20 protein-coding genes are annotated in these 26,497 nt (G+C 64.3%); 7 read left to right on the top strand and 13 right to left on the bottom strand.

Translation table 11 applies throughout. The features are described 5' to 3' along the window. Positions 1 to 17 precede the first annotated feature (17 nt). The 5 genes from AC0CMF_RS14370 to cyoA all read right to left on the bottom strand — a co-directional run bounded on the left by AC0CMF_RS14370 (position 18) and on the right by cyoA (position 5,313). Positions 18 to 728, bottom strand: a complete 711-nt coding sequence (locus AC0CMF_RS14370) for an SURF1 family protein (RefSeq protein WP_374629162.1) — start codon at positions 726 to 728, stop codon at positions 18 to 20. 333 nt (positions 729 to 1,061) lie between these two features. After that, positions 1,062 to 1,463, bottom strand: a complete 402-nt coding sequence (cyoD, locus tag AC0CMF_RS14365; RefSeq protein WP_374629163.1) for a cytochrome o ubiquinol oxidase subunit IV — start codon at positions 1,461 to 1,463, stop codon at positions 1,062 to 1,064. Further along, the gene (gene cyoC, locus AC0CMF_RS14360; protein ID WP_374629164.1) at positions 1,463 to 2,086 is read right to left on the bottom strand and encodes a cytochrome o ubiquinol oxidase subunit III; all 624 of its coding nucleotides are present in this window, start codon (positions 2,084 to 2,086) and stop codon (positions 1,463 to 1,465) included. Before cyoC ends, cyoD begins: the two co-directional genes overlap by 1 nt. A gap of 5 nt (positions 2,087 to 2,091) precedes the next feature. Beyond that, entirely contained in the window at positions 2,092 to 4,095 is a 2,004-nt protein-coding gene (gene cyoB, locus AC0CMF_RS14355; protein ID WP_374629165.1) for a cytochrome o ubiquinol oxidase subunit I, read from the bottom strand. Positions 4,096 to 4,107: 12 nt separating this feature from the next. Next, complete coding sequence (gene cyoA / locus AC0CMF_RS14350) at positions 4,108 to 5,313, bottom strand: ubiquinol oxidase subunit II (protein WP_050474373.1); 1,206 nt, start codon at positions 5,311 to 5,313, stop codon at positions 4,108 to 4,110. Positions 5,314 to 5,553: 240 nt separating this feature from the next. Here cyoA and AC0CMF_RS14345 point away from each other — a divergent pair, with 240 nt between their 5' ends. Further along, a complete protein-coding gene (locus tag AC0CMF_RS14345; RefSeq protein ID WP_374629167.1) occupies positions 5,554 to 6,882 on the top strand; it encodes an MFS transporter in 1,329 nt (442 codons plus the stop codon). Positions 6,883 to 6,954: 72 nt separating this feature from the next. Here the strand turns inward: AC0CMF_RS14345 and AC0CMF_RS14340 are convergent, their stop codons facing one another. From AC0CMF_RS14340 to AC0CMF_RS14330, 3 genes are all read right to left on the bottom strand, one after another. Then, on the bottom strand, positions 6,955 to 8,286 hold the full coding sequence (locus tag AC0CMF_RS14340; protein ID WP_374629168.1) for a cobyrinate a,c-diamide synthase: 1,332 nt from the start codon (positions 8,284 to 8,286) through the stop codon (positions 6,955 to 6,957). Continuing rightward, the gene (cobA, locus tag AC0CMF_RS14335; protein ID WP_374629169.1) at positions 8,283 to 9,155 is read right to left on the bottom strand and encodes a uroporphyrinogen-III C-methyltransferase; all 873 of its coding nucleotides are present in this window, start codon (positions 9,153 to 9,155) and stop codon (positions 8,283 to 8,285) included. The genes AC0CMF_RS14340 and cobA overlap by 4 nt, the downstream gene beginning before the upstream one ends. Before the next feature lie 128 nt (positions 9,156 to 9,283). Beyond that, positions 9,284 to 10,087, bottom strand: a complete 804-nt coding sequence (locus AC0CMF_RS14330; protein WP_208977647.1) for a WecB/TagA/CpsF family glycosyltransferase — start codon at positions 10,085 to 10,087, stop codon at positions 9,284 to 9,286. A 335-nt stretch (positions 10,088 to 10,422) separates the two neighbouring features. Between AC0CMF_RS14330 and AC0CMF_RS14325 the strand changes: the two genes are divergently transcribed. After that, a complete protein-coding gene (locus AC0CMF_RS14325; RefSeq protein WP_374629170.1) occupies positions 10,423 to 12,435 on the top strand; it encodes a GumC family protein in 2,013 nt (670 codons plus the stop codon). Next, a complete protein-coding gene (locus AC0CMF_RS14320; RefSeq protein WP_374629172.1) occupies positions 12,413 to 13,789 on the top strand; it encodes a UDP-phosphate alpha N-acetylglucosaminyltransferase in 1,377 nt (458 codons plus the stop codon). Before AC0CMF_RS14325 ends, AC0CMF_RS14320 begins: the two co-directional genes overlap by 23 nt. Before the next feature lie 29 nt (positions 13,790 to 13,818). Here the strand turns inward: AC0CMF_RS14320 and AC0CMF_RS14315 are convergent, their stop codons facing one another. Together AC0CMF_RS14315 and AC0CMF_RS14310 are read right to left on the bottom strand one after the other, a co-directional pair. Beyond that, entirely contained in the window at positions 13,819 to 14,976 is a 1,158-nt protein-coding gene (locus AC0CMF_RS14315; RefSeq protein ID WP_122519141.1) for a glycosyltransferase family 4 protein, read from the bottom strand. Then, positions 14,973 to 16,058, bottom strand: a complete 1,086-nt coding sequence (locus AC0CMF_RS14310) for a polysaccharide deacetylase family protein (protein ID WP_208991435.1) — start codon at positions 16,056 to 16,058, stop codon at positions 14,973 to 14,975. The genes AC0CMF_RS14315 and AC0CMF_RS14310 overlap by 4 nt, the downstream gene beginning before the upstream one ends. 226 nt (positions 16,059 to 16,284) lie before the next feature. Between AC0CMF_RS14310 and AC0CMF_RS14305 the strand changes: the two genes are divergently transcribed. Genes AC0CMF_RS14305 through AC0CMF_RS14290 form a run of 4 tightly spaced genes read left to right on the top strand, consistent with a single transcriptional unit; the run spans position 16,285 to position 21,776 of the window. Next, on the top strand, positions 16,285 to 17,517 hold the full coding sequence (locus AC0CMF_RS14305; protein WP_058898145.1) for a glycosyltransferase: 1,233 nt from the start codon (positions 16,285 to 16,287) through the stop codon (positions 17,515 to 17,517). Continuing rightward, a complete protein-coding gene (locus AC0CMF_RS14300; protein WP_374629173.1) occupies positions 17,514 to 18,890 on the top strand; it encodes a lipopolysaccharide biosynthesis protein in 1,377 nt (458 codons plus the stop codon). The genes AC0CMF_RS14305 and AC0CMF_RS14300 overlap by 4 nt, the downstream gene beginning before the upstream one ends. Then, positions 18,890 to 20,044 (top strand): glycoside hydrolase family 5 protein, encoded by a 1,155-nt coding sequence (locus tag AC0CMF_RS14295; RefSeq protein ID WP_374629174.1) that lies wholly within the window; start codon positions 18,890 to 18,892, stop codon positions 20,042 to 20,044. The genes AC0CMF_RS14300 and AC0CMF_RS14295 overlap by 1 nt, the downstream gene beginning before the upstream one ends. After that, entirely contained in the window at positions 20,028 to 21,776 is a 1,749-nt protein-coding gene (locus tag AC0CMF_RS14290) for an alpha/beta fold hydrolase (RefSeq protein ID WP_374629175.1), read from the top strand. The genes AC0CMF_RS14295 and AC0CMF_RS14290 overlap by 17 nt, the downstream gene beginning before the upstream one ends. Here the strand turns inward: AC0CMF_RS14290 and AC0CMF_RS14285 are convergent. The 3 genes from AC0CMF_RS14285 to AC0CMF_RS14275 form a co-directional block, all read right to left on the bottom strand. Beyond that, positions 21,764 to 24,211 (bottom strand): glycosyl hydrolase 2 galactose-binding domain-containing protein, encoded by a 2,448-nt coding sequence (locus AC0CMF_RS14285; RefSeq protein WP_374629177.1) that lies wholly within the window; start codon positions 24,209 to 24,211, stop codon positions 21,764 to 21,766. The genes AC0CMF_RS14290 and AC0CMF_RS14285 overlap by 13 nt on opposite strands. Before the next feature lie 353 nt (positions 24,212 to 24,564). Then, positions 24,565 to 25,563, bottom strand: a complete 999-nt coding sequence (locus AC0CMF_RS14280; RefSeq protein ID WP_374629178.1) for a DUF1839 family protein — start codon at positions 25,561 to 25,563, stop codon at positions 24,565 to 24,567. Between the two features lies 1 nt (position 25,564). After that, positions 25,565 to 26,473 carry an amino acid--[acyl-carrier-protein] ligase gene (locus tag AC0CMF_RS14275; protein WP_374629179.1) on the bottom strand — a complete coding sequence of 303 codons (909 nt, stop codon included), beginning with the start codon at positions 26,471 to 26,473 and terminating at the stop codon, positions 25,565 to 25,567. Between the last annotated feature and the right edge of the window lie 24 nt (positions 26,474 to 26,497).

Below are 26,497 nucleotides of genomic sequence, written 5' to 3'. Positions count from 1 at the left end.
CCACGGCAGGGGAAGCGTCAGTCTTCCCCGCTCCTGCGGAACGCCCAGAACAGCAGGAAGGTAAGGCCGCCGGAGAGAGCAAACCACGTCAGCGCATATTGCAGGTGATTGTTGGGGAAGCTGACGACGGTGAGCCCGCCAATGGGCAGGCTGTCAGCCGCCCCCTCCGTCACACCGCCATCGAGGAAGTAAGGCGCGGCCTCGCCAAGCCCGAGGCTTTGCGCCATCGCTGCCGTATCGCGCGAGAACCAGCGTCCGCCTTCAGGATCGTTGGAACGCAGGAAGGCACCATCCGGCTGGCTGAGGCGCAGAAGGCCTGAAACCTCAACCGCTCCCGCGGGACGGGGCCGGTCTTCCGGGTTCTGCCGGTCCTGCGGCACGAAGCCCCGGTTCACGAACAGCCGCCAGCCGTCCTGTGTCTCGAAGGGTGACATGACCCAGAAGCCGGGTCCGCGCGCCGTTACCGCCATCACCAGCAGGTCGGCTTCCGGCAGGTAATGACCGCGGGCGGTAATGCGGCGGTATTCGGCGCTGTCGAAGGTGATTTGCGGCCAGTCTGCCGGACCGGGCGCGGCAACGGGCTGCGCCGCAAGGCCGGCCTCCACCCGTGCGATGAGCGCATTCTTCCAGCCAAGCCGCTGCACCTGCCAGATGCCAAGGCCTGCCAGGATGACCACGGCCAGAAGGCCGGGGCCAAGAAGCAGCCATTTGCGCGTTCCGGCAGACATCACGCCTCCTCTGGCAGGCCTTTCACGGGCACTCGACGAGAACCGCAGCGCCCTCTCCCTGTTGGTCTACAGCATGCACACATCGTGTTTGAAGCCAAAGACGGTTTGGGGTCAGCCAGCAGTCTGGTTACTCTGGCGCGGCGTTTCAGCTCCCCTCCCCCTCGTGGGGAGGGGGGCGGCAGGCGTCCCCCCGAAAAGCAAACGTCTCATTGCGGGCAGTTTCCAGACCTGATGCGTGAAGCTGGTCGCCCTCGTGGAGGAGGAGGAAGGGTCCCTTTACCAAAGGTAATGCAGATGCCTCTTGCAGGCATCTGCATCATATCAGGATCAGGATCAGGAGCCGAAGCCCTGCATCTGCGCGGGGTCCATCTGCGGCATCATGTTGGTGTTGAGGTTGTACATCACCCACAGGGAGCCAGCGAGCATGATCACCACAACGATGACGGTGAAGATCATCGACAGCATGGTCCAGCCCTCGTCCGAACGGCTGTTCATGTGAAGGAAGTAGACCATGTGCACGAGGATCTGCACGACGGCGAAGCCGATCACGATCACCGCCGTCACCGCGCGGCTTTCAAAGCCGCCGGTCATGACGATGGCGAACGGGATCGCCGTCAGGATGACCGAGAGCACGAAGCCGATCAGATAGGACTTGTAGCTGCCGTGATCATGGCCAACGTTGCCCTGCCCATGATCGCCATGATGGCTGTGGGGTTTGATGGAATGTGCGGACATCAGATCATCCCCAGAAGATAGACGAAGGTGAAGACACCGATCCAGATCACGTCGAGGAAGTGCCAGAACATGCTGAGGCATTCCATGCGCCGGGTGTTGGCCGGAATGAGACCCTTGCGGTTCACCTGAACCATCAGCGTCACAAGCCAGATCGAGCCGAAGGCAACGTGCAGGCCGTGGGTGCCGACCAGTGCGAAGAAGGCCGACAGGAAGGCAGAGCGCTGCGGCCCGGCCCCCAGGTGGATCAGATGGTGGAACTCGTAGATTTCCAGCGCAAGGAACGCCAGACCAAGAGCCAGGGTCACCGCCAGCCACATCTGCATGCGGGCCTGACGGCCCTCATACATCGCCAGCATGGCAAAGCCGAAGGTGATGGACGACACGAGCAGGAAGCCCGTGTTGATCGCGATCAGGGTCAGGTCGAACAGGGCCTTGGGGCCGGGACCGGCCGCATAGCTCTGCCCCAGCACGCCGAAGCAGGCGAAGAGGACTGCAAACATCAGGCAGTCGCTCATCAGGTAGATCCAGAAGCCGAGCTTGGTCGACGCGCCTTCCGGATGATGATGCGGCTCGGTTTCCCAGTAGGTTGCGGCAGCGCCTGCCGAATGGGCCGTGGTGCTCATCGGATTCAGGCTCCAATCTTCGCAAGTTCGAGATCACGGGCACCTTCCACCCGCTCGACCTCATCGACCGGCACATAATAGTCGCGGTCATAGTTGAACGTATGGGCAATCGCCACGGCGATCAGCGCCAGGAAGGACAGGGCCGCCAGCCACCAGATGTACCAGACGAGGGCAAAGCCGCAGAGCGTGGCAAGACCCGAAAGGATGACACCCGTGCCGGTGTAACGCGGCATGTGGATCGGCATGTAGGCTGCCTTCGGGCGCGTGTGTCCGGCCTGCTTCATGTCATGCCAGGCGTCCATGTCATGCACCACCGGGGTGAAGGCGAAGTTGTAGGCCGGCGGGGGCGAAGAGGTTGCCCATTCCAGCGTACGGCCATCCCAGGGGTCGCCCGACAGGTCCATGTTTTCCTTCCGCTTCCAGATGGAAACACCGATCTGGACAAAGAAGGCGGCGATACCGGCGGCGATCAGCGCAGCACCTGCGGCGGCGAGGATGAACCAGATCTGCAGGTCCGGATCATCGAACACCCGCATGCGGCGCGTCACACCCATCAGGCCGAGGATGTAGAGCGGCATGAAGGCCAGCCAGAAGCCGACGACCCAGCACCAGAACGACACCTTGCCCCAGAACACATTCAGCTTGAAGCCGAAGGCCTTGGGCCACCAGTAGGCGATGGCGGCAAAGCAGCCGAACAGCACGCCGCCGATGATGACGTTATGGAAATGCGCCACGAGGAACAGCGAGTTGTGCAGCACGAAGTCGGCCGGGGGAACGGCCAGCAGAACGCCCGTCATGCCGCCGACCGTGAAGGTCAGCATGAAGGCGACAGTCCACATCATCGGCAGTTCGAAGCGCACCCGGCCCTTGTACATGGTGAAGAGCCAGTTGAAGATCTTCGCACCGGTCGGCACGGAAATGATCATCGTGGTGATGCCGAAGAAGGCATTCACCGAGGCACCCGAACCCATGGTGAAGAAGTGGTGCAGCCAGACGAGGTAGCTAAGGACGGTAATACAGACCGTGGCATAGACCATGGAGCTGTAGCCGAACAGCCGCTTGCCGGAGAAGGTGGACGTGACTTCCGAGAAGACGCCGAACAGCGGCAGGATGAGGATGTACACTTCCGGGTGACCCCAGATCCAGATGAGGTTGATGTACATCATGGCGTTGCCGCCAAGGTCATTGGTGAAGAAGTTCGTGCCGATGTAGCGGTCAAGCGTCAGCAGGATCAGCGTCATCGTCAGCACCGGGAAGGAAGCGACGATGAGCACGTTGGTGCAGAGCGAGGTCCAGGTGAACACGGGCATGCGCATCAGGGTCATGCCGGGAGCGCGCATCTTGATGATGGTCACCAGCAGGTTGATGCCCGATAGCGTTGTTCCCACACCCGCGACCTGCAGGCCCCAGATGTAATAATCGACACCCACCCATGGACTGTAGCCGATGCCCGACAGCGGCGGAAAGGCCAGCCAGCCGGTCTGCGCGAATTCACCCACGAAGAGCGAGGCCATGACCAGCACGGCGCCGCCGACCGTCATCCAGAACGAGAAGTTGTTCAGGAAGGGGAAGGACACATCGCGTGCGCCGATCTGCAGCGGCACCACATAGTTCATCAGGCCCGTGACGAAAGGCATCGCCACGAAGAAGATCATGATGACGCCATGGGCCGTGAAGATCTGGTCGTAGTGGTGGGCGTTGAGATAGCCCTCCGAGCCGTTGAAGGCCCAGACTTGCTGGATGCGCATCATGATGGCGTCGGCAAAGCCGCGCACCAGCATGATCAGCGCGAGGATGATGTACATGATGCCGATCTTCTTGTGATCGACGGTCGTGAACCATTCCTTCCAGAGATAGCCCCAGAGGCGGAAGTAGGTCAGGCCGGCAAGAAGCGCGATGCCGCCCACCGCCACAACGGCGAAGGTTGCCCAGACGATGGGGTCCTGGGGGATTGCGCTCCAGTTGAGGCGCCCCAGAAGAAATGTGGTCGAGTGATCTATCGTGGCCATGCCCGGATCCTGTCAGAGCTGGGGCGCAGAGCCGGAGAACGGCAGTGCGTAAGTGATGGAACGGTCGTCGCGCTGACCGAAGAGCGAAGCGGGCTGGGAAAGCCCGTGGCCGCGCAGCGGACCGGAGATGACGGGGCGTGCATCTGCCCAGGCCGGCTTCACCGACAGCATCTGCTGCAGTTCTTCGGTGGAGCAGAAGCCAACCACCTGGAACGGCGCCCAGCCCAGCACCGGCGAGCGGGTGCCGCGGCGGTCATACTTGTCATAGATGAGCGAGGACATGTTGACGGTGCCGGCAAGGCCGGTGCCGCCCTGCGCGTCCAGCGCCATCATCTCGGCCATGCAGATCTTGCCGTTTTCGACGCACATGTTGACGATGCGCGGGAAAAGCTCCGGATCGACGCTGGCGAAGGTGGCCGGTGCCACGTTCTCGCTGGGGCGCTCCAGCTCCAGATAGGACGGACGGTCAAGCGTCTGGTCACCGGCACGTGCGGCCTCGACCCAGGCCTCGAATCCGGCGGCATCGCTCGCCAGAGCCTTGAAGCGCATGCCGGAGAAGCCGGCACCGGAATAGTGCGAGGCGAGACCCTGATAGGTGCCCTCTTCGTTGAAGACGCCGTGCAGCGTCGTCTGCATGCCCGGCATCGCATAGATCATGCCGGCCATGGCGGGAATGTAGAAGGCATTCATCACCGAGGAGGAAGTCAGCGTGAACTGGATCGGCCGGTCCACCGGCGCCGCCAGCTCGTTCACCGAAGCCACGCCATATTGCGGGTAGATGAAGAGCCATTTCCAGTCGAGCGCCACCACCTGCACCTGCAGCGGCTCCACGTCCGGGCTCACCGGCTGGCCCTTGGCGATGCGGTCCAGCGGGCGGTAGGGATCAAGAAGATGGGTGCCAACCCAGGTGATCGCGCCCAGCGAGACGATGATCAGCAGCGGGATGGCCCAGATGACCAGTTCCAGCTTGGTGGAATGCGACCATTCCGGCTCGTAAGCCGCCTTCCTGTTCGCAGAACGGAAGTGCCAGGCGAACCAGCAGGTCAGCAGCATCACCGGAATGATGATGATCAGCATCAAGAGCGTGGAGATGACCAGCAGGTCGCGCTGCTGCGCTGCAACATCACCGGACGGTGCAAGGACCTCGGCCTTGCATGCGGACAGCAGCAGAAAGGCGCCGCACGCAGCGAGTATTCTCGGGAGGCGAAGCTTCGACATGGTTTACCCTGACAGTTTGCCGCACCCGTCAGCCGCCTCCCCCCGAACGCAAACTGACGCGATTTGATCTTGCGCAATGCACCTAGAGCGATTTTGTGCGGGCGCACATACGACAATTTGTCACCTGTAAAAAAATTTCGCACTGCGGCATTGAGCCCTAAATACGTATTTACCGGTGCAGCAACAGGCCGCAGGCTTGCAGCCGCACTCCGTCAGTCCTCATGAAAGTGGCCGGATCCGATGGCGAACACAGCCGATATCTCATCCACGAATTCCTCTTCGAGCGGGCGCGGCACGTCGGAGCATGATGTCTCCCCGTCCGATATCGCGGTCGGCGTGATCATCGGGCGCACGTCGGAGTTCTTCGACTTCTTCGTCTTCGCCATCGCCTCGGTCATCGTGTTTCCGGCACGGATTTTCCCGTTCGTTGATCCGCTGACCGGCACACTCTGGTCTTTCGCCCTCGTGGCGCTTGCCTTCGTCGCCCGTCCGCTGGGCACGGCGATGTTCATGGCGCTCGACCGGCGCCATGGCCGTGTCACCAAGCTGACGGTGGCGCTCTTCCTGCTCGGCACCTCAACAGTCGCCATGGGTCTGGTCCCCTCCTACGAGACTGCCGGATGGTGGGCCGTCGGCATGCTGGTGCTGCTGCGCTTCGGCCAGGGCCTGGCTCTGGGCGGCACGTGGGACGGTCTTGCGCCGCTGCTGGCCATTACCGCCTCGAAGAGCAGCCGTGGCTTTTACGCCATGATCCCGCAGCTTGGGGCCGTCGCCGGCCTTGCGGTTGCGGCAGTCATGTTTGCCTATCTGGTGATGACGCTGTCTTCCGCCGACTTCCTCGACTGGGGCTGGCGCTATCCGTTCTTCGTGGCCTTCGCCATCAACGTCGTGGCGCTGTTTGCCCGCCTGCGCATTGTCGATACGCCGGAGTTCACCGAGCTGTTCAAGTCGAACGAGCTGACGCCGACGCGGCTTTCCACCACCTTGGTACAGGATGGGCGCACCATGCTGGTCGGCATTTTCGTGCCGCTGGCCAGCTTTGCCATGTTCCACATGGTCACGGTGTTCCCGCTGTCGTGGATCTTCCTCTACACCGATGAAACCCTTGGCTCGTTCCTGCTGATCGAGGCAGCCGGAGCCGGACTGGGCATCCTCGCCATGCTGTTCTCCGGCTGGCTGTCCGACCGTATCGGCCGCCAGAAGATCCTCGTCTGGGGTGCCTGGGCCATTGCGGCCTTTGCCCTCAGCGCGCCGCTGCTGCTGAATGGCGGATCGGCCGGTGTCACGGCCTATCTGATGATCGGCTTCCTGATCCTCGGCTTCAACCTGGCCCAGTCCTCCGGCGCCGTGGCATCGCTCTTTGACCAGCGCAACCGCTACACGGGTTCGGCCTATGTTTCGGCCCTGTCGTGGATGTTCGGCGCAGGCTTTGCGCCGCTCTGCGCGCTGCTGCTCTCCACCTGGTTCGGCCTCTTTGCCGCAGGGCTCTATCTGCTCTCGGGCGCTGTCTGCACGCTGTTGTCGCTGGCCGTGGCCCGGCAGATCGCCCTGCAGCCGCGCGAAGGCTGAGCGGCGAACCATTGAAACAGAAGGGCCGCCGGTTCATGCCAGAACCGGCGGCCTTTTGCATGTCCAGGGGGATCAGATGCGGGCGATCAGATGGGCGTAGGAGCCCGAAACCGTTCCGCACCGCAGCCCCATTGCAGGAAGTTCATCGCCGAGCGCATCACGGGCGGTAAACAGCCGCTCCGCCTCGCCCTCATGGATGATGCTGGCATAGTGGAATTCGTGCCCGGCGAGCGCCGCGCCTTTTTCCACTCCCGCAAAGGGCAGGCCGCCCAGCGCGGTCAGCCGCCGGTAGCCCAGATGCAGTTTGCGCGCGGCAAAGCTGGTGACGAGCGGGAGCAAACCCAGCATGGCATGTCTCTCGCCGCCTGCATCGATCAGGCCCTCGCCCAGCATCATGTAGCCGCCGCATTCGCCGTAAACCGCAGCGCCGCGTTCCGCCGCCTGCTGCATCCCGGCCTTGAAGCGGAAGGCTGCCGCAAGCTGGCCTGCATGAAGCTCCGGATAGCCGCCCGGCAGATAGACCGCATCGGCCCCTGCGTCCGGCGCCTCGTCCGCAAGGGGCGAGAAGGGCAGGATTTCAGCCCCCGCCGCCTGCCAGCCCCGCAGAAGGTGCGGATAGGCAAAGGCAAAGGCAACGTCACTGGCAACGGCAATGCGCTGCCCCGGAGGTGGCAGCAGAATGGGCCAGCCGGACAGCCCAGCCCCAGATGCCGCAAGCGGACGGGCAAGCGCGGCCAGCGCTGCAAGATCAACGGAGCGGGAAGCCGCATCCGCTGCTCCTTCAAGAAACTGCGTCAGATCCTCCCGCTCGGAGGCCTGCACCAGCCCCAGATGCCGTTCGGCCAGAACCAGCGCCCCGCTGCGCGGCACCTCGCCCAGCACCGGCAGGCCAAGCGGAGCGAGCGCCGCCCTGAGCATGGCGCCATGCCGGGCAGAGCCCACCTTGTTGAGGATAACGCCCGCCACCTCGACATCGGCGCGGTGATCGCGGAAGCCGCGCACGACGGCCGCCACGGACTGCGCCTGACGGCCGCAATCGATCACCAGAACCACGGGCACACCCAGCGCCGCCGCCACATCGGCGGCACTGCTGGAACCATCGGAAGCGCCATCGAAAAGGCCCATGGCCGCCTCGATCAGCAGCAGATCTGCCCCCTGCCCGGCTTGCGCTGCAAGCTGGCGCAGCACGGGCGGCGGCATGGAGAAGGGGTCGAGATTGACGGAAACCGCGCCTGCGGCTGCCTCATGGAACTTCGGATCGATGTAATCCGGCCCGCATTTGGCCCCGCGCACGGCAAGCCCGTTGCGGCGCAGGGCGGCGAGCAGGGCAAGGGTCAGCACCGTCTTGCCCGAGCCGGAGGACGGCGCAGCCAGCATGAGTGCAGGCGGAAGAGACTGGCTCATGCGCCTGATCCTGCAGCCTGCTGCGCATCGCCGGACAGGCCCAGCGGATCGGACACGAGCACCCGCCCCGCCATGGCACCAATCCAGTCGAGCCCCTCGCGCAGGCGCACCACTTCGCCGACACAGACGATGGCGGGCGGCTCCAGCCCGGCAGTCTCTGCATCCTGCGCGCAGCGGCCCAGCGCGGTGACCAGAACCTTCTGGTCCGGCTGCGACGCATTGCACACGATAGCCACAGGCTCATCCACAGGACGTCCACAGGTTATCAGCGCCTGCGAAATCTCCGGAAGATGCTTCATCGCCATATACATGATGATCACGGGCGAGCCTTCGGCGATGCCCTTCCAGTTGATTGCCTCCGGTGCAAGACCCGTCTGGTCGTGCCCGGTCAAGAAGGTGACCGCCTGATTGGTGTCGCGGTGCGTGGCGGGAATGCCCGCATAGGCCAGACCGCCGATGCCGGCGGTGATGCCGGGAATGATGCGGAAGGGCACATGCGCGCCGGCAAGGCCCAGCGCCTCTTCGCCGCCCCGGCCAAAGACGAAGGGATCGCCGCCCTTCAGCCGCAGCACCCGCTTGCCCTCACGCGCCAATTCAATCAGCCGCAGGGTGATGTCGCGCTGTTTCGGGCTCGGCTTGCCGCCGCGTTTGCCCGCATATTCCAGCAAGGTGCCGGGCCGGGCGAAATCGAGGATGCTGGTATCGACCAGTGCGTCATAGACCACGGCATCTGCCTGTTGCAGCCCGTTGAGGGCATGAAGCGTCAGGAGCCCCGGATCACCGGGGCCGGCACCCGCCAGCCACACCCAGCCGGGTTCGAAAACCGGAAGGGCAAGGGGCAGCGCAAGGGATGTGGCAGAACGTGTCATGCCCCCGTTCTACCCGCCTTGCCGCCAGCGGCCAAGCCGGATGCACCGGCCTCCGCCGAATGTCTGATGCAGCGGCCACAGATGGCCGTGCGGAGGACCTTGCGCTCTCGTGCGAACCGGAGCGGGCGTTACAGCAGGGGCATGGCCCGGCCACCCGGCCGGTCACGGCGGGCTTCGGCGCGCAGCCGCAAGACAGCAGAAAGGAAACGGTAGATGCCGACCGTGTAGCGCTTGCCCAGACGGCGCGGCTCCTGCATCAGGCGGAAAAGCCATTCCAGACCCGCAGCCTGAAGAAAGCGCGGCGCCCGCACCACTTCCCCGGACAGGAAATCGAACAGCGCTCCAACACCGATGCAGATGGTCGGATTAAGCTTGTCCCGGTTCTCGACAATGAAGCGTTCCTGCGCCGGATTTCCCATGCCGACGAGCAGCAGGTCCACATTGGCGGCGTTGATCCGCGCAATGACCGCATCCCTTTCTTCGCGCGCGAAGTAGCCGTCATGGAAACCTGCGACGTGATGCTGCGGGTAATGCGCAGCAATATACTCTGCCGCTCCTGCCACCGAACTCGGCTTTGCTCCCAGCAGATAGATCCGCAAGGGCAGCCCAATATTCTCCAGAATCGCGGGCACAAGGTCGGTGCCGTTGAGATTTGCCGGAAACGCCTTGCCCGTGATGGCACGCGCAGCAATGTCTACGCCGATCCCGTCATTGAACAGCGTCATGCGGGATAAGGTCTCCGCATATTCCGGATGATCAAGAGCCTGCAGGACCGTGTGCGCGTTGCAGATGGCGACATCCATCTTGATCCGCAACAACTGGGATGTGCGCAGCATATCAATGGCCTGCGCGCGTGATAATCTATTGATACCAAGCGGACCAATTTGCGCGACCCCAGCCCCCAAAGGCATCCCCAAGGTCAATTCAGGCATCAACATCCCCAGCGCCCCACATCAACAGAGTTTTGCATGAGGGAAACTGGCTAAAACAACTCAACAACGCCTTAACTCCCAAGACAAAGGCATTTTATAGATTACCGGCCCTCAACGCCACCCCAAGAATTCTTACATTCTCGTCATGGTTTCATTTACCATGATGCCCCGGTCCGTTTGCAAACGCTAGGGTAGCCTCAATCCGGGATAGCACCGCATTTTCCAAATGTTAATCATATCTCTTCATCTTTCCTAACATTACGGCACGGGCATGCCCGCCGCCCCGGTCAGCTCCAGAGGTTTGCCGCCCATCGCCTCGCCAACGGTTTTCAGTCATGGTTGAAGTTTCTGACATTCCGGCAATTCTCACGCGCCGCCTGCGGTGGATCATTGTTGTTCCCGCGCTGCTGACCGGCTTGGCTGTGCTTTTCGCGCTGACGCGTGCTCCGGCCTACACGGCGTCGGCCGAACTTCTCGTGGAACCGCCGAGCCTGCAGATCCTTGGGCGGGAATTCTCCGGCCGAGAAGGTGCATCACCTCTCGAGGGTTTCGACGTGGACAGCCAGGCCTTCGTGCTGATGTCCACCCCGGTTCTTGACCGGGTGGTGTCCTCGCTTGAGCTGGAAAATGATCCGGCTTTCTCCGGCAAGGGGTTGCGGCAGACCTTGCTGCCTTTCCTGTTTTCCGCGCCCGATCCCGCAGGCCGGCGGATGGCGGTGATCGAGGCGCTGCGCAAGCGGCTGCAGGTGCAGCGGATCGAGAAGACCTTCATCTTCCAGATCGCCGCGACACATCCCAACCGGGACCGGGCCGCCGATATCGCCAATGCCACAGCTGCGGCCTATCTGGCGGAAGCCGCCAAGGCCCGCTCGGAAGGCTTCCAGCGCACCAGCCAGTCGCTGAAGACGCAGGCCGACCAGCTGCAGGCGCAGGTGCAGCAGGCCGAGGCTGCGGTGGAAAAATACCGCGCCGACAATGGCCTGATCTCCACCACGCAGGGCGGCCTTGTGGTGGACCAGCAGCTGCAGGATCTCAACACCCAGCTGACCCAGGCACGGGTGGACCTGGAAAAGGCCAAGAACACCTTCGAGCTGATCCGCCGCCTGAGCCCCTCCGACATCGAGGCCGGAGCCATTCCGGTGGATGTGGCCAACACGGTGCTGAGCTCGCTGCGGGTGCAATATGCGAATCTTGCCGAGCAGGAGGCCCGCGCTTCCACAACACTGGGCGCCAATCATCCGCAGATGCGTGAGATCGCGGCGCAGATGCAGAACACCCGCCGCCAGATCTCGGATGAGCTGTCCCGCGTCCAGCGCAACATCCGCAGCGACTTCGAGCGGGCGCAGGCCAATCTCAACGGACTTGAGGCCCGGATCGACCAGCTGAAATCCGCCAATTCCACCCAGAGCCGGGCGCAGATCGAGCTGCGGCAGCTGGAGGCGGAGGCCGACACACGCCGGGGCGTCTATCAGCTTTTCATGAAGCGCGCGCAGGAACTGGCCGAACAGCAGAACGTGACGGCCACCAATTCCCGCATCCTCTCCGCTGCCCAGCCGCCGCTCTCGGCCAACGGGCCGTCTTCCGTGCTCATCATCGCCGCTGCAGCCATCTTTGGGCTTGTGCTGTCCGCAGGCGGGGCTGTCGGCGCCGAGATCATCAGCGGGCGGCTCAACTCCGAGCGGGACCTCGTGGACTGGACCGGCGCTCCCGTCCTCACAAACCTGCCGGTTCTGGCAGCCGCCCCCGCACGCAAGCTTCTGGGCCAAAATAGCGGCAGCAAGCCGCTTGCCTTGCGCAACGAGGCGCAGATGGGCATGACCCGTGTCGCCTATGCCCTGCGCTATGCCCTGTCGGAAGAGCTTCCCGCCAATATTCTCATCTTGCGCACCTCTGACATGCTGGACACCCGCCCCGTCGCCCGGGGCATCGCCGAGGCGCTGCACGAGATGAACGAGGATGTGCTGCTGGCCCAGGCGCTGCCGCAGTCAGAACAGGGCACGCCGGAAGACCGGCCCAAGCCGCGCAAGGGCGATCTGGCCAGGACAACCGGTGAGGCACCGGAGCGCAATGCCGCCCTGTCGCGCTATCTCAGCGTCGAACGGGTCAATGAACGGCGCAAATATGCCGGGCCCGCCTCGCTGATGGACGAAGGCCAGGATTTCCTGCTGATCGACTGCGGCCCGTCCGAGAGCAATCCGATCCTGCCGGTGCTTCTGAAGAACTGCGATGCCATCGTGCTGGTGAGCCAGCTGGGCGCCACGCGGATGGCGGACCTCGACCGGGTGCTCGCCTATATCCAACCCTGGCAGGACCGGGTGATCGGCAATGTCGTCCTTGAAGCGGCCTGAGGGAACGGCCCACACCCGTTTCCGCCTGCCCCCGGCTGGCGCAAGGGCGCTCCCCGCACGTCCGCAGGAGCGCAGCCCCGCCTGGCTGATGGCCGTCTATGCGGTCATCTTCGGCACGCTCGTCTTCAACCTCGGTCTTGCCTTCCTCAACACGCGGGTGATGGGCATCTCGCAGAACCATGTGGTGCTGAGCGAGTTGCTGCTGACCGCCTGCGCCCTGCTGCTGGCCATGACGCGCCGGGCTAACCTCTATGTGGTCATCGGCGTCTATCTGGCCTACATGCTGATGATCATGGCCCTGCGCGGGGTCATTGATCCCAAATCGGTGCGCGATGCGCTGGTGCCGGTGATTTTCTATTTCATCGGCCGCCAGATCCATGACATCCGGCAGGTGGACCGGCTGGTGCTCTGGTCGGCCCTGCTCGTCATCGCCGTGGGCCTGATCGAGTATCTGTTCCTCGACCTGTTTCTCCAGAACATCAACATTTTCGACTATTACGTCGCCCGTGGAACCATCACCGCAGACAGCAACTTCCTCGGTGAGGACAGTCCCCTGTTCCACAGCGGCGTGCGGCTGGGCGGGCGCAATTTCTTTGCCTTTCTTGGCACCCACCGTGTTTCGTCGGTGTTCCTGGAACCGGTGTCGATGGGCAACTTCGGTGCCTTTCTCGTCATGTGGGCGGTGTTCCGGCAGGACATGCAGGGCCGTCTGCTGCTGTTTGCCCTGGCCTTCGCCGTGATCATCCTGGGCGATGCCCGCTTCGGCATGTTCGTGTCGCTGAGCTTCTTCCTCATCGCCCCGCTCAACCGCATCACCCCGCGCGCCGTGCTGGTGGCAGCGCCCATCCTGATCGTGCTGCTGCTCATCATTTATGCCGCTGCGAGCAACAGGCTCGGCTGGGACGACACGCTGACAGGCCGCTGGCTCTACTCTGGCCAATTGCTGATGAAGCTGGACTGGAAGGGCATTCTCGGCATTTCCACCATGGAGACCTATCTGTCCGACAGCGGCTATGCCTTTGCGCTGTTCCAGACGGGGGCCATCGGCCTTCTGGGCCTTTGGGTGCTCTATGTCTATGCCCCGGCCGAGTCGGATGCGGGCTGGCGCTTCAAGGTGCTGATGGTCGCCTACATCTGCCTGCTGATGATCGTGTCCTACTCGCTTTCGACCATCAAGACCGGCGGCCTGCTCTGGCTCTGCGCCGGGGCTGCCGATGCCTGGAACGGCAAGCACCCTGCCGGAGCCAGCCGCCTTGCCATGCCCGCCCTGTTCCGCCGCCGCACGCGGCCTCAGCCCGCCGTCACCAGCCGCTGGAAACTTCCGCCAGGTTTTGAAAAGGGCCGCAGGGCCTGAGCGGTTATCAGGGACGTTTCAGGCCAATTTCAAGCCAGCCTCAGGGCATCCGCATAAAGCCGTTCATAGGCGGCTGCCGTTCCGGCCCAGCCGTGCTGCGCCGCCGAGGCAATGGCCGCCTGACGCTGGGCCGAAGGGTCTGCCGTCAACGCCGCCCATGCTTCTTCCACCGCCTGCGCCGCCTTGGCCGGATCGGCAAAGCTGGCAAGACGGACCATCGGATGCTTGCGGGCGAGTGAAACGAAGGCCGTATTGGGCTCCACCACCGGCAGGAGACCGGCACTGAGGCCCTCGATCATGGCAACGCCGAAGCCCTCGTAATTCGAGGCGCTGACGAACAGGCTGCAACGGCCCATCACCTCGCGGATACGGGTGTTGGACGGATTGCAGTGCAGCGACACCGCAGCTTCAAGCCCGCGCTCCGCAATCATGCCGCGCACATCCGCCTCGCTCCAGTCCGAGCCGCTGCCCGCGATGTGCAGATGCCACGCGCCGTCTTTTGCCGCCAGCCCCTTCATCATGTCGAGCAGCGCATCAAGCCGCTTGTTGTGGGAGAAGCGGCCGATGGTCATCAGCCCCTTCTCCGGCACGGGCGAGGCAGCGCCGCCGAATTTTTCCAGATCCGCCGCATTCTCGATCAGCCGCACGCGGGAGGGTGCAATGCGGGCAAAGGTGGCCAGATCGCTTTCGCTGCAGCAGGCAATGCCCCGGTAGCGGCTGGCGGAAAGCCGCGTGACGGTATTGAACCAGAGCGTCTTCAGCCGCTTGTGATCGGCGGTATGAAAGAAGCCGCCATGGGTGGTCGCCACCATCGGCGTGCGGCGGAAAGGTGATGTCCAGGCAAGGCTGTCGAAGAAGAAATCGACCGCATGCACGTGGATGAGATCGGCTTCGCCAAGCTCTGCGAAGACGGACGGTGCCACCGGATAGCGCGGCGAGCCCCGGAACGGGATGCGCCGCACCTCGAAGCCGTCGATCGTCTCCTGCGCAGGCAGCAGACGGTCCGGCTCGATGAACAGGCGGTTCAGCGTCACCACCTTCACCCGCCCAAAGCGGCCGGTCTGACGGCCTGCGAGATTGCGGACCACATCCTCCAGCCCGCCGATCATCGGGTAGAACTGGCGCACCACGTGCACGATGGTCTTGCCTGCGAAAGGCGAAACAGGTTCGGGAAGCGGTGCCGTCATGAAGAAGGTCCTGAAGTTGGGCGCGTATTGACGGCAGGCTCGCCCCAGCCGCTGCGCAGCGCCCGGAAGACACCATGAGCACCGCTGAGCGCCTGAGGCACGGCATGAGCGGCGAACTCGCCATTCTGCCGGGGCCAGAGCCAGCGCGCCTGCGCATGTTGCGGAAAGAGGCAGCCCGGCTCGGTGGTTACCGCGCCATGGAAGCCAAGCCTGCGCAGGATCTCCGCCTCCCGGGTGCCGCTGATCGACGGCGCGCCATAGGGATAGGCGAACCAGCGGACCTCACGGCTAAGCAGGGCTTCGAGATGCGTCTTGTTGGCGGCGATGTCCGCCTCCGCGTCCGCCTCTGACAGCAGCGCCAGCGCCCGGTGGGTGGTGGTATGGGCACCGATCTCGACGAGCGGGTGCCGGTCGATGGCCTTCACCTCTTCCGCTGTCATCGCCAGCCGCTCCACGAGGCCCGGCATGTTCAGCCCATGGGCGGCAAAGACATCCGGCAGCAGGGCGGCTCTGGCGAAATCCGCCCAGACCCAGGCGGTCATATGCTCCAGCGCCGCTGCCTTCTCAGCCCGGGTACGGCTCTCGATGGTCTGGCCCATGGGCTCGATGGCGAGCCTGTCATGGTGCAATGCCAGTTCGCGCAGGCCCAGCCACCAGGCATTGATGGACCGGTTGAGCATATCCGTTGGCACGAAGATGGTGGCAGGAGCCCCGTGGCGCTCCATCACCGGTAGGGCCAGTTCCGCGTTGGAGCGGTAGCCATCATCAAAGGTCAGCGCAGCGAAGGGGCGCGTATCGCCGGCCTCAAGCCGCCGCTGCGCCTCGTCCAGCGTGACGAACGCGCGGCCCTGGCGCTGAAGCCCGGCAAGGATGGCTTCGAAATCATCGATCCGGCAGCCCTGCCCCAGCGTCTGTGCGCTGTCACTGACGAATTCGTGGAACATCAGCACCACGCCGCTGCCGCCATAGCGCCGACCGACAACGGCATCCAGGCCAAGGCCATGCAGAAGGCGCGCGGTTCCCGAAAGAACCGACGCTCTGATCCTCGCCTTCAGGGGAATGCCGGGCACCACTGGTGTCATGAGGGCCTGTTTCCGTTTCCGATCTGCCGCTTCCAGCTGCTGCCGTCATCTGAAGGCGACAATCGCACAGCTCTTTTAACAAGGGCTTGATCAAACCCGCATTTACCGCAGGGTCAGATTTGACCAATACGGGCGGCGTAATCGTGTCTGCTCTGCGGCTGACCTTACGTTTCCTCAAGACTCCTCAGCTATCAAGGACCAACCGCAACGACGACGAGCCCAGACTATGCGCATCCTGATGGCCTGTGCCGCCTTCCCCCCCAACCTGCCCGGAGGAGCCCAGACGTCCTCCTTCATGCTGGCAAAGATGCTGCAGTCGCAGGGAGCGGATCTGACCGTCGTCAACGTGGGCGACACGGATGCGGAGGAAGAGGTGTCCGGCATCCGGGTGCACCGGATCGCCAGCCCGAATGTCTATTGGGACTATATGAAGCGCAAGGCCGGCTGGAAGAAGCCGGTCTGGCATGCTCTGGAGAACGGCAACCCCTTCGCCTTTTCGGCCATGCGCCGGCAGATTGCGCGCACGCAGCCGGACCTGTTTCTGACCGTCAGCATCGAGAACATCAATGTGGCGAGCTGGGCAGCGGCGAAGATGGCAGGCCTGCCTGTGGTGCATACGGCCTTCAATTCCTTCCTCATCTGCTGGAACTCGGTGATGCAGAAGCGGTCGGAAAACTGCGCGCGCCAGTGTACCAGCTGCAAGCTGAGCTCTCTGGGCAAGCGCGGCTTCACCCGCTTTGTCGACGGGGTGGTGGGCGAGTCGCAGGACGTGCTGGACCGGCACCGGCTGGAGGGCTATTTCCCCAACGCGGAAATGCGCCGCATCCCCGCCGTTCTGCCCGGACTGCAGGCCTCTGCGCCGCGCCCCTTTCCGCAAGGACGGCCGCTCAGGGTCGGCTTTCTGGGGCTGCACAGCCACTTCAAGGGTCTGGCCTATCTCGCCGATGCCGCCCGCCTGCTGGCGGATGACCGCAGCATCGAGTTCCACATCGCCGGAGAAGGCGCCTCGCGGGACAACTACGCCGAAGAGGTCCGCGCCCGCTTTCCTCAGCACAATACGGTGTTTCACGGTTGGGTGAAGGCGGACGAGTTCCTTGCAGGCATCGACGTTCTGGCCTATCCGTCCATCGGGCGCGAGGCCTTCGGCCGGTCATCGATCGAAGCCTTCGCCCATGCCATTCCTGTCATTTCGACCAATATAGGCGGCGTGGCCGAAAACATCGTAGATGGGGTCAATGGTTTCCATGTTCCGCCGGCCGATGCGGCCGCCCTCAAGGAGGCAATCCTGAAAACTGCTGCTTGTGCAGACCGCTATGCCGCGCTGAGTGCCGGCGCGCTGGCCGCTGCCCGGACCTATCTGCCTGAGGTGATCGGACCGCAGTTCAGCGGCTTCCTGGAGCATATCCGCAGGCGCAAAACAGCGGCCGCACCGGTGTTGAAAGAGGCCGACGCCGAATGAATGCAATCCGTCATGCCCTGTCCCGCGTCAATGTGAAGGAATTTCTCTGGTCGCTGGTCAGCCGGCTGGCCTCGCCCGTGCTCAGCTTTTCCGTTCTGCTGATGGCAAGCCGCATGCTGACCATCGAGGAATACGGCCTCTACAACTTCCTCTTCTCGGTCGGCTCGTCGCTGGGTCTTGTGCTGGTGCTCGGCCAGAACGTGCTGCTGCTCAAGCATTACCGCAACACCGGCAAGCCGGAAGACGCGCCCGGCAATGCGGCCCTCTTGCGGATGAACGCGGTCTGGCTTGCCTGCGGCGCCCTGTTTCTGGCGGCCGCCACGGCCCTCATCTATCCCTTCCGGCAGGGTCTTGAGCTGCATTATCAGGCCCTGCATGTGGCCTTCGTGTTCGCTGCGGTTTTTTCCATCAGCGAGTACATGCAGTATTATTTCCGGGTGAAGGGCAATGTCGGGCTGGCGCTGACGCCGCGCGAGAACATCTGGCGCATCCTCACACTTCTCTGCTTCCCGTTCTTCACCTGGACCGGATTCATGGATTCAGGGGCCAGGGCGATGGAGATCACCACGGTGCTTCTGGTGCTGGTGGTCGGCTATCAGGTGCTGCGCATGCTAGCGCTGGAAGGCCGGGGCTTTCTCAGACTGAAGCCTGCAGAGGACTTATCCAGCGACCGGCGGGACTGGAGGCACGAAAGCCTGTTCTTCACCGCCAACAGCTTCTTCGTCTCGGCTTCGCTCTATCTGGAAACCATCCTCATCGGCATCTTCCTGAGCCTTGAGGCCGCCGCCTTCTATTTCGTCGCCTTCCGCCTTGCCGCGCTGCTGATGCTGCCCGTCACCATCATCGACACCGTCGGCGTGCCCATGGTTTCTGCAAAGCTGCAGGAGCGAAACACCGCCGGGGCACAATATCTGATCTCGATCCTCTCCGCCGCCAGCTTTGCCGGAACGCTGCTTGCCTATGTGTTCATGATGCTGATCGGCAAGTTTGCGCTCGGATTGTTCGAGCCGAGCTTTGCCGAACACTTCGACGTTCTGGTGATCCTGTGCCTGCTGCCGGTGCTGCATGCCTTCTTCGGTCCCGGCACCAGCCTTTTGATGATCGGCGGCGGCGAGCGCTATTTTCTGGCCATGCGGTCGGTCGCCTTTGCCTTCTATATCGGCGCACTGGCGCTGGCCGCGCCGGTCTATGGCATGGCCGGCATTGCGGCCATCGGCACGCTGCACAGCGTTGCCGTGCTCTATCTCTGCCGCAACTGGTCGCTGAAGCACATGGGGGTGGACAATATGGCCAGCACCATCGTCACCGTGCTGCGCAACTGGCGGCAGGGCGGGGTGGCAGGCGCGGCTCCCGGCCGCAAGGACGGGCAGTGATGGCGGGGCGCGCAGCGGCCGGGCCTGCGCCCGCAAGGCTCATCGCCAGACTGCTGGCCGCCCTGTTGTGCCTGCCTGCTGTTTCCGCCGCATCAGCGCAGACCCTCACCTGCCTGCGCGGTGCCAATGTGGCCGGGGCGGAGTTTGGCGATACGGTGGGCAAGCTCGGCACCACCCATTTCTACCCGACGCAGAAGACCCTCACCTATCTGGCCGGCAAGGGCATGAACATCGTCCGCTTTCCCTTCAAGTGGGAACGGTTGCAGCCCGAACTCTACGGCCCGCTGGATGACCGGGAACTGACGCCCCTTCTGGCCAGCGTTGCCATGGCGCGGCAGATGGGCTTCACCGTCATTCTGGACCCGCACACCAACGCCCGCTTTGCCGGCAAGCAGATCGGCTCGCCGGAGGTGCCAACCGCCGCCTTCGTGGATTTCTGGCGCCGCATGTCCGCCTTTCACGCGGGCGATCCTCAAGTCATGTTCGAGCTGCAGAACGAGCCGGATTACATGGATGCGGCCTTCTGGCTGCCCTCCGTCAATGCGGCCATCGCGGCGATCCGGGAAAATGGCGCGGACAACATGATCCTGGTGCCCGGCACCATCTGGACCAGCGCCTATCACTGGTTTGCGGAGCAGAACGGCGGCAGCAATGCTGAGGTGATGACCGGCGTGATTGATCCTCTGAACAATTTCGCCTTCGACATCCACCAGTATCCCGACCACGATTTTTCCGGCACCAACCGCACCTGCCCGGCAACGGATACGGCGATTGAATCCCTCAGCCGGGTGACGGACTGGCTGAAGGCCACCGGCAACCGGGCGCTGCTGGGCGAATTCGGCGGCACCGCCAGCCCGGACTGTCTCGATGCCATCGGCCGCATGGCCGGTTTCGTCAATGACAACCCGGACACCTGGATCGGCTGGACCTATTGGGCCGCCGGTGACTGGTGGGGCGATTATCCGCTCTCCATCCAGCCCGATGACAATGGCATCGAGCGGCCGCAGATGCGGGTGGTACAGCGTTATATCCTTGATCCCGTGACCGGGCAGATCCCGGCCTGCGCTTCACTGGCTCCGGCTGGGGCATGGCAGCTGCGCGGCCCGGACGAGAACCAGAAAGGGACCGGTTCCGCCGATGCCCCCGCGCGCTGACACTGTGACGGCACAGATCCCGGTTGCCCTGACGCATGAACCCGCGCTGGTGATGGGGCCTCCCGCAGAAACGGGCGTGATCCTGATCGAAGACTGGGGCTACACCGGCCTCTGCGCCCGGCGCAGCATGCGGCTGCTGGCCGAGCGGCTGGCCGCGGCCGGCTATCCGGTGCTGCGGTTCGATCTGCCCGGCATGGGCGCTTCCTTGCGCAATCCGGAAGAGATCGACGGGCTGGAACAGGCCGCAACCGCTCTTGATGAGGCGGCCGAAGCCTTGAGCGCCGCCCGCGCCTGCAACCGCTTCATTTTCGCAGGGCTCGGCCTTGGCGCGCTTCTGGCGCTGGACCGGATGGCCCGTCAGCCGCAGAGTGCCGCCGCGCTGATCCTCATGGCCCCGCCCGTTTCGGGCCGCAGCTGGCTGCGGGAGAACCAGCTGAATGCGGCCATGATCGCGGAGCGCACGGGTGTTTCCACGCCGCCGGTGCCGGGCATCGCCTTTCATGTGGCCGGGATCGCCATGCCTGAGGGGCTGGCGGGCGCCATCCGCTCACGCCGGATGACTGCGCAGGAGATTCCGGCCAGCCTGCCTGTCCTCGTCATGCCCCGTCCCGGACGGACGGCCGAAGAGGACTTTGCCTCGGATCTTGCCACCACGCATGCCAAGGCAACACGGCTCGATTTTACCGGCTATGACGCCATGGTCACGGACCCGACCCTGTCGCAGGCGCCGCTGGATGATCTCGCCGGACTGGCCCTGTGGCTGGATCGGGCTTTGCCTCCCTCCGTCCCGTCAGGCGCCGCAGCCCCGGCTAGTCCGGTGGTCCTGACCGCTGCCAGCTTCACCGAGGAAACCGTCATGCTGGGCCGGTACGGCCAGATGGCCGGAACCTGGTGCAAGCCCGTGAGCCCGCCGGAAGCCCCCGGTCCCGTGGTTCTGGCCTTTTCCGCAGGCGGCACGCCGCGCGCCGGCTGGGCCCATGGCATGCGGGACATGGCGCGGGCTCTGGCCGCGCAAGGTATCGCCTCGCTGCGGGTCGATGCTTCCGGCATTGGCGACAGCGTGGCCGCACCCGAGGGGCTGTATCCTGTCCACTACAGCGCGCCCCAGATGCAGGATGTGACGGATGCGCTGGACTGGCTGAGTGCACACGGCTACTCCCAAGTCATCGCAACGGGTGCCTGCAGCGGCGCCTATCTCGCCCTTCGCGGGGCAGTGGCAGACACACGGATCAAGGCGGCTGTCTGCGTCAATCTGCAACGGCTGCTGTGGGACCGGCGCGAGGATATCGCCGACCTGCTGCATTTCGGCCATGACGATGCCGCCGGCTATGCGGGCAAGCTGCTGGACCCGGACAAGCTGCGCAAACTGTTCTCCGGTGGCGTGCCGGTGCTGCGGCTGCTGAAATACATGGCCGGACGGGCACTGCAAAAGGCCGAAGAGAAAACGGCGCCCTGGGCCATGGGCCTGACGCCCTCATCCCGCCTGCAACGGCAGATCGCCAGAGATCTGGCGCTTGTCTCCGGACGCGGACAGACCATAGACCTGATCTACAGCCCCAACGACCCCGGCCTGCCCTATCTGGAACAGGCACTTGGACCCGATGGCGCCAAGGCAGCCAGCCTGCCGGGTGTGTCCGTTAGCTTCCTCGAAAAGGCGGATCACAATCTGACACCGCCTGAGGCACGCGCTGTGTGGCTCGCTCACCTGCTGAAGGCGGCTCAGCCCTCGTAGCCCGCACCTGCCAGCGCATTGACCGCCGAGACCAGACCGCGCGGTGCCGCATCAGCCGGTGCAGAGGCTCTGCGCCTGAGGCGAATGCGGCGCGGTGCTCCGGGCGCAAGGTGGAACCAGTTGTCTTCCGCGATGAAGCACGGGTCCTCCACATGCAGGCTTTCGGCAAGGCGGCTCGCCGTCACCTCCAGCGCCCAGCAGCCGTCTTCGCATCTCTCTACCGCCACCGTCAGCCCCAGATCCTGCGGCGGCAGATTGCGGCCTGCGGGAAAATGGAACGCCTCGCTGAGGCATTCGCCCGTCTCCTCATCCGTAAGGCGCAGCACCGTGACGGAATGCGCCAGCGGGCCGAAACGGTAGGCATAGGTGATGTCGAAGAAGCTGCCGATGAGATCAACGGCAGGGATGATCTGCCCCGAACGGGCGGCAAGCTCCATCTCGCGGGCAGCACTCAGCACCGGCACATGGCCATCGCGCAGGGCCTGCAAGGTGAGCTTCACCCGGCGCGGCTCTGCCGTCTCATTGAGAAGATGCAGATCAAGGCCGTTGGTGCCCTCGTCCAGTGCCAGCACCTGAAGCGGGCGCAGCACATGCGCCAGGGCCTCAAGCGCAGGCTTGGGCTCACCGCCCGCCGCGATCAGACCCCAGCCGCAGCCGGGGGCAAGATCGCTCAGCGCCAGCACTAAGGCTCCACGGCAGGAGGAGCCAACCCGCCGCCACTCGGCAAAGGTCTCCGCCATCACGGCACCACTGACAGCGCGCGACAGCAGGAGGTAGCGCGCCGGGTCTTCTGCCGCGAGCGCCTGCGGGTCCACCCGGTAAAGCTCCCTCAGATAATGATCCCGCACATCCGCGAAATCCCAGTCGGCGCCCCGGTCTTTGGGAGCCAGCGCCTTCCAGTCGGCATCTGACGGTTTGCGGCCTGCAAGGCCTGCGTCACCCGGCAGATTGGCGAAGGCAAGGCACTCGCCGGCAAAGCGCACATTGGCGCGGCGGGCATCTTCCAGTGGGCGGCGGTAGGCGCCGGCGCCGTAATAATGGCCGATGCCCTCCCCCGGATAGAACGGCAGGCTGCCGCCGGAGGGGGAATTGGGCACGAAGGGAATGCGCGGCGCCTCTTCCGCCGCAAGGCGCGGCAGCAATTCCCCCGAAAGCGAACAGGCGCGCCGCTCTGCAGGCAGGCCCATCATCGCCGCCTGCTGCTGCATTTCGCTGCCGCCGCACAGCACGGTGAGGCAGGGATGCAGGCTGAGGCAGGCCAGCGCCTGCCGCGCCTCCACCTCGACGGAGGCGGCAAAGGCCTCATCGGCCATCGGATAATCGAAATTGGCGAACTGGAAATCCTGCCAGAGCATCAGCCCCAGTTCATCGCACAGATCGAGCAGGTCATCGCTGGCATAAACGCCCAGGCCCGGCACGCGGATCATGTTGAACCCGGCCGCCACCGCCGCCTCCAGATGCGGGCGGCAGGCCTTCCGGTCATCACGCAGCGCCAAGAGGTCCGCACTGGTCCAGACCGCGCCACGGGCAAAAACCGGCAGGCCATTGAGGATCAGGCCGAAGCCCTTGCCATCCGCTCCCCGGTCCACCCCGATGCGGCGGAAGCCGGTGCGGCCAAGCCGGGTCTCAAGGCCGCCCTGCTCCAGCACCACGTCATGCAGAGCCGGGGTGCCATGGGTTGCGGGCCACCAGGGGGCCACGCCGGGCAGGTGGAGATGGGCCGTGAATGTGCCGGAGCCGGTTTGCTTCAGCTCCCCTGTGGAACCGGCACAGCGGACCACGGCGCCCGCCATCTTCGCTGCCGCGCACATGTGCACAACGAGATGCCCGGTGCCGTCTTCATCCAGATGTGCCGCCATGGTCTGCAGAACGGGCGCATCCGCATCCGCCCTTTCGATCCACACCGGCTTCCACGGTCCCACGGCCTCGATCTCCGGGCACCAGCCGGGCATGTGGCCGAGCAGCGTGGTGCGGATGCCGCGCAGGGCAGGCTCATCGATCAGCATGGTTTTCCAGCGGGCGCGTGGCAGCTTGCGGGCCAGCAGCCCGGTCAGAGCCCGGAAGACGAGAACGAGCGTGTTCCGGGCCTCAGCCTCCACCTCAACGGCGTAGCTTCGGAACATGTTGTCCGCCTCCAGCACGCAAGTGCCGTTCCACCAGACCTCGCAGAGTGTCGCCAGCCCCTCGAAGATGAGCCGGTGACGGCCGGGTTGGACGGTAACCTCAGCGCTGTAACAGATATCCCGGTCCTGCAGCGGCATGGGGACCGCCGGATCAAACCGCCCCGCCCGCGCAAGCGCTTCCGCCGCCGTTCCGGGCACGGGCGCGGGAATGCTCTCCAGCGCGGCGAGCTCTTCAGGCCTTGCAGCAGTGCCAACCGGCCGCAGCACCATGCGCCAATCTGCGGTGAGAAGCTTGCGCCCTGCCATCTTCATGCGCCCTGGCCTTCATGGGGGGCCCTAGACACCGTTACGTTGGCACAGCCTTTCAGCCCCCCTCCCCCTCGTGGGGAGGGGTGAGGGGTGGGGGGAGACAACCTCTCCTCGCGGCAAGAAGTCTCATGATCCCGAACCGCCATAGCGCTTCCCCACCACTCAATAAAACAACGGTTCATCTGGTGATTGCGAGCTTAGAGCCCCCCACCCCTTACCCCTCCCCACGAGGGGGAGGGGGGCTGAAAGGCAGTGCCTGAATGACTTGGTGCCGCCTTGTCCTAGCCCACGACCGGCTTCAAACATGGTGTTTACATGCCACGGCCCACCAAGAACAGAACGGCAGCGCCATACCCTCAAACAGATGTATCACAAACCGCCACCAGTCCCGCCGCCAGATCATCCCAGGCATCGGCAGCCGGCATCAGCGCCGGTGTCAGCCGGTCAAAAGACTTGCGCATCACGGCGCGGGCAAGCTGGAACTGCACCGACTTGGCACAGGAGGAGATGGTCCTGGCATGAGCGGCAAGCGGCGCCAGACCGCCCAGTTCCGAATGGTGCTCCGCGAGCCACTCAAGATGAGCAGCGAACAGCTCGAAATTCGCGCCCAGCTGACGCAGGGTGTTGAAGGCATAGAGGTGGAAGAAACCGAAGGGCCGTTCCGCAATCGCCTCCACCTGCCCGGCAAAGACAGCGGCAAAGCTGCGCACCGGGTTGGCAGCGGGCCTTGCGGCAACATGGCGGGCGAGGATCTTCGCGGCGCGATCCGCAATCTCCGGCTCCTGCGGCAACGCAGCCGGGAACTTGACGAACTCGGTATAGGGCAACAGCGGCAAGGCGTCCGGCGCGGCATTGCGGTGGAAGATGCCTTCGAAATCGTCCCCCTCCAGCCGGTGCAGGCCGAGATTGTGGAAATAGTCCATCTGCCGGGCTTCAAGGTCGAGCCGGTTGATGGCCACGGTCGTCTTGCCATGCTCCTTGCGGTAGGCGGTGCCCTGCGTGTCCGGCAGGAAGAAGCTGTCCAGTTCGACAAGGCACAGCCGCCCGCGGCGGATCTGCTCTGCCACATGCAGCTCCACCCGGTCGTAGATGGCAAGCTCCGTCACCCGCAGGCCGAAGAGCGTTTCCAGATCCTCCAGCGGCACCTTGAAGAAGGTGAACTGGTCGCCCTCGAAATCCTGCGTGATGGCAAAGCCCAGCGCTGCCTCCGGCGGCAAGCCGAGCGCGGCCAGAACCTCGATCCATATGTCGAGATAGCAGTTGGTTTCCGGCCAGTCGCGCGACAGGTCATGCAGGGCATGGCGCTGATAGGTCTCGGGCGAAAGCGCCGGAAACACCTTGTCCGTCACGGCCATCTCAGCCCCACAGCACCTTGCGCACCCCGGCCGGCCAGCTGCCGGTGTCGAGGCCGTGGTGAGCAAACAGCGCCAGCGTCACGCGCTCAAGGCCGAAGCCGACGCAGGCCGTATGCGCCACTTCGCCGTCCGCCGTGGTCAGGCCCCAGGTCTTGCCGAAATGGTCCTGATGGTAGTTGAAGGACAGGCATGCGGTCGGCTTCTCGGTGGAGGTCACCGGCACCAGCAGCTCGAACTTCAGGTTCTGATCGCGCTGGTTGTTGGAGAGCATGCGCCCCGCCCGGCCGAAGAACGGGTCATTGGCCACATCGATGGCGACCGGCAGGCCGACGCTGGCAATCAGCTCCTGCCCGCGCTCCATCCACGACTGGCGGAAGGCCATTACTTCGTCCGGCGTGCCCATGCGCACATATTCGCGCATGCGGAACAGCTGCATGCGCGCCGGATCCTTCGATGGCTCATGGCGGAAGCAATAGGACTGAAGATCGAAGATGCCGCCGCGCTCCGGCAGCTGCCCGCGCCGCGCCACGGTGGGATAGAGCGGATAGCAGGCGGCCGGCGTCAGCACGATATCCGTTGCCTCCTGCCCCTTGGTCCAGTCACCGCCCTCGGCCATGCATTGCAGCAGGTTCACATGGTCCAGCTCGCAGCCGCAGAAACTGTGTACGGTTCCAGCCAGCTGCGGGAAGCTCTTCATATAGCCCGAGCCCTCGAAATGGGCGCGGTTCATGCCCGGCGGAAAGCGGATGACCTCGGCATGCTGGTCCGCCCCGAAGGCCGACACAAGCGCATCGAAGCGCTGGATCACATCCTCGAACACCCCGCCCCGGCCATAGAGGCCATCAACGCCCGTGTCGATGAGATGACCGGCAGCAAACAGCCGGTCGAGAAGGGAAGCCTGCATGTCCATGTGTCCCCCAGAGGTCTGTGTCTG

This window comes from Pannonibacter sp. CBAS1226 (genome assembly GCF_055685825.1).
Note: the sequence above shows the minus strand (reverse complement) of the source record. Positions and strands in the feature narration are given on the sequence as shown.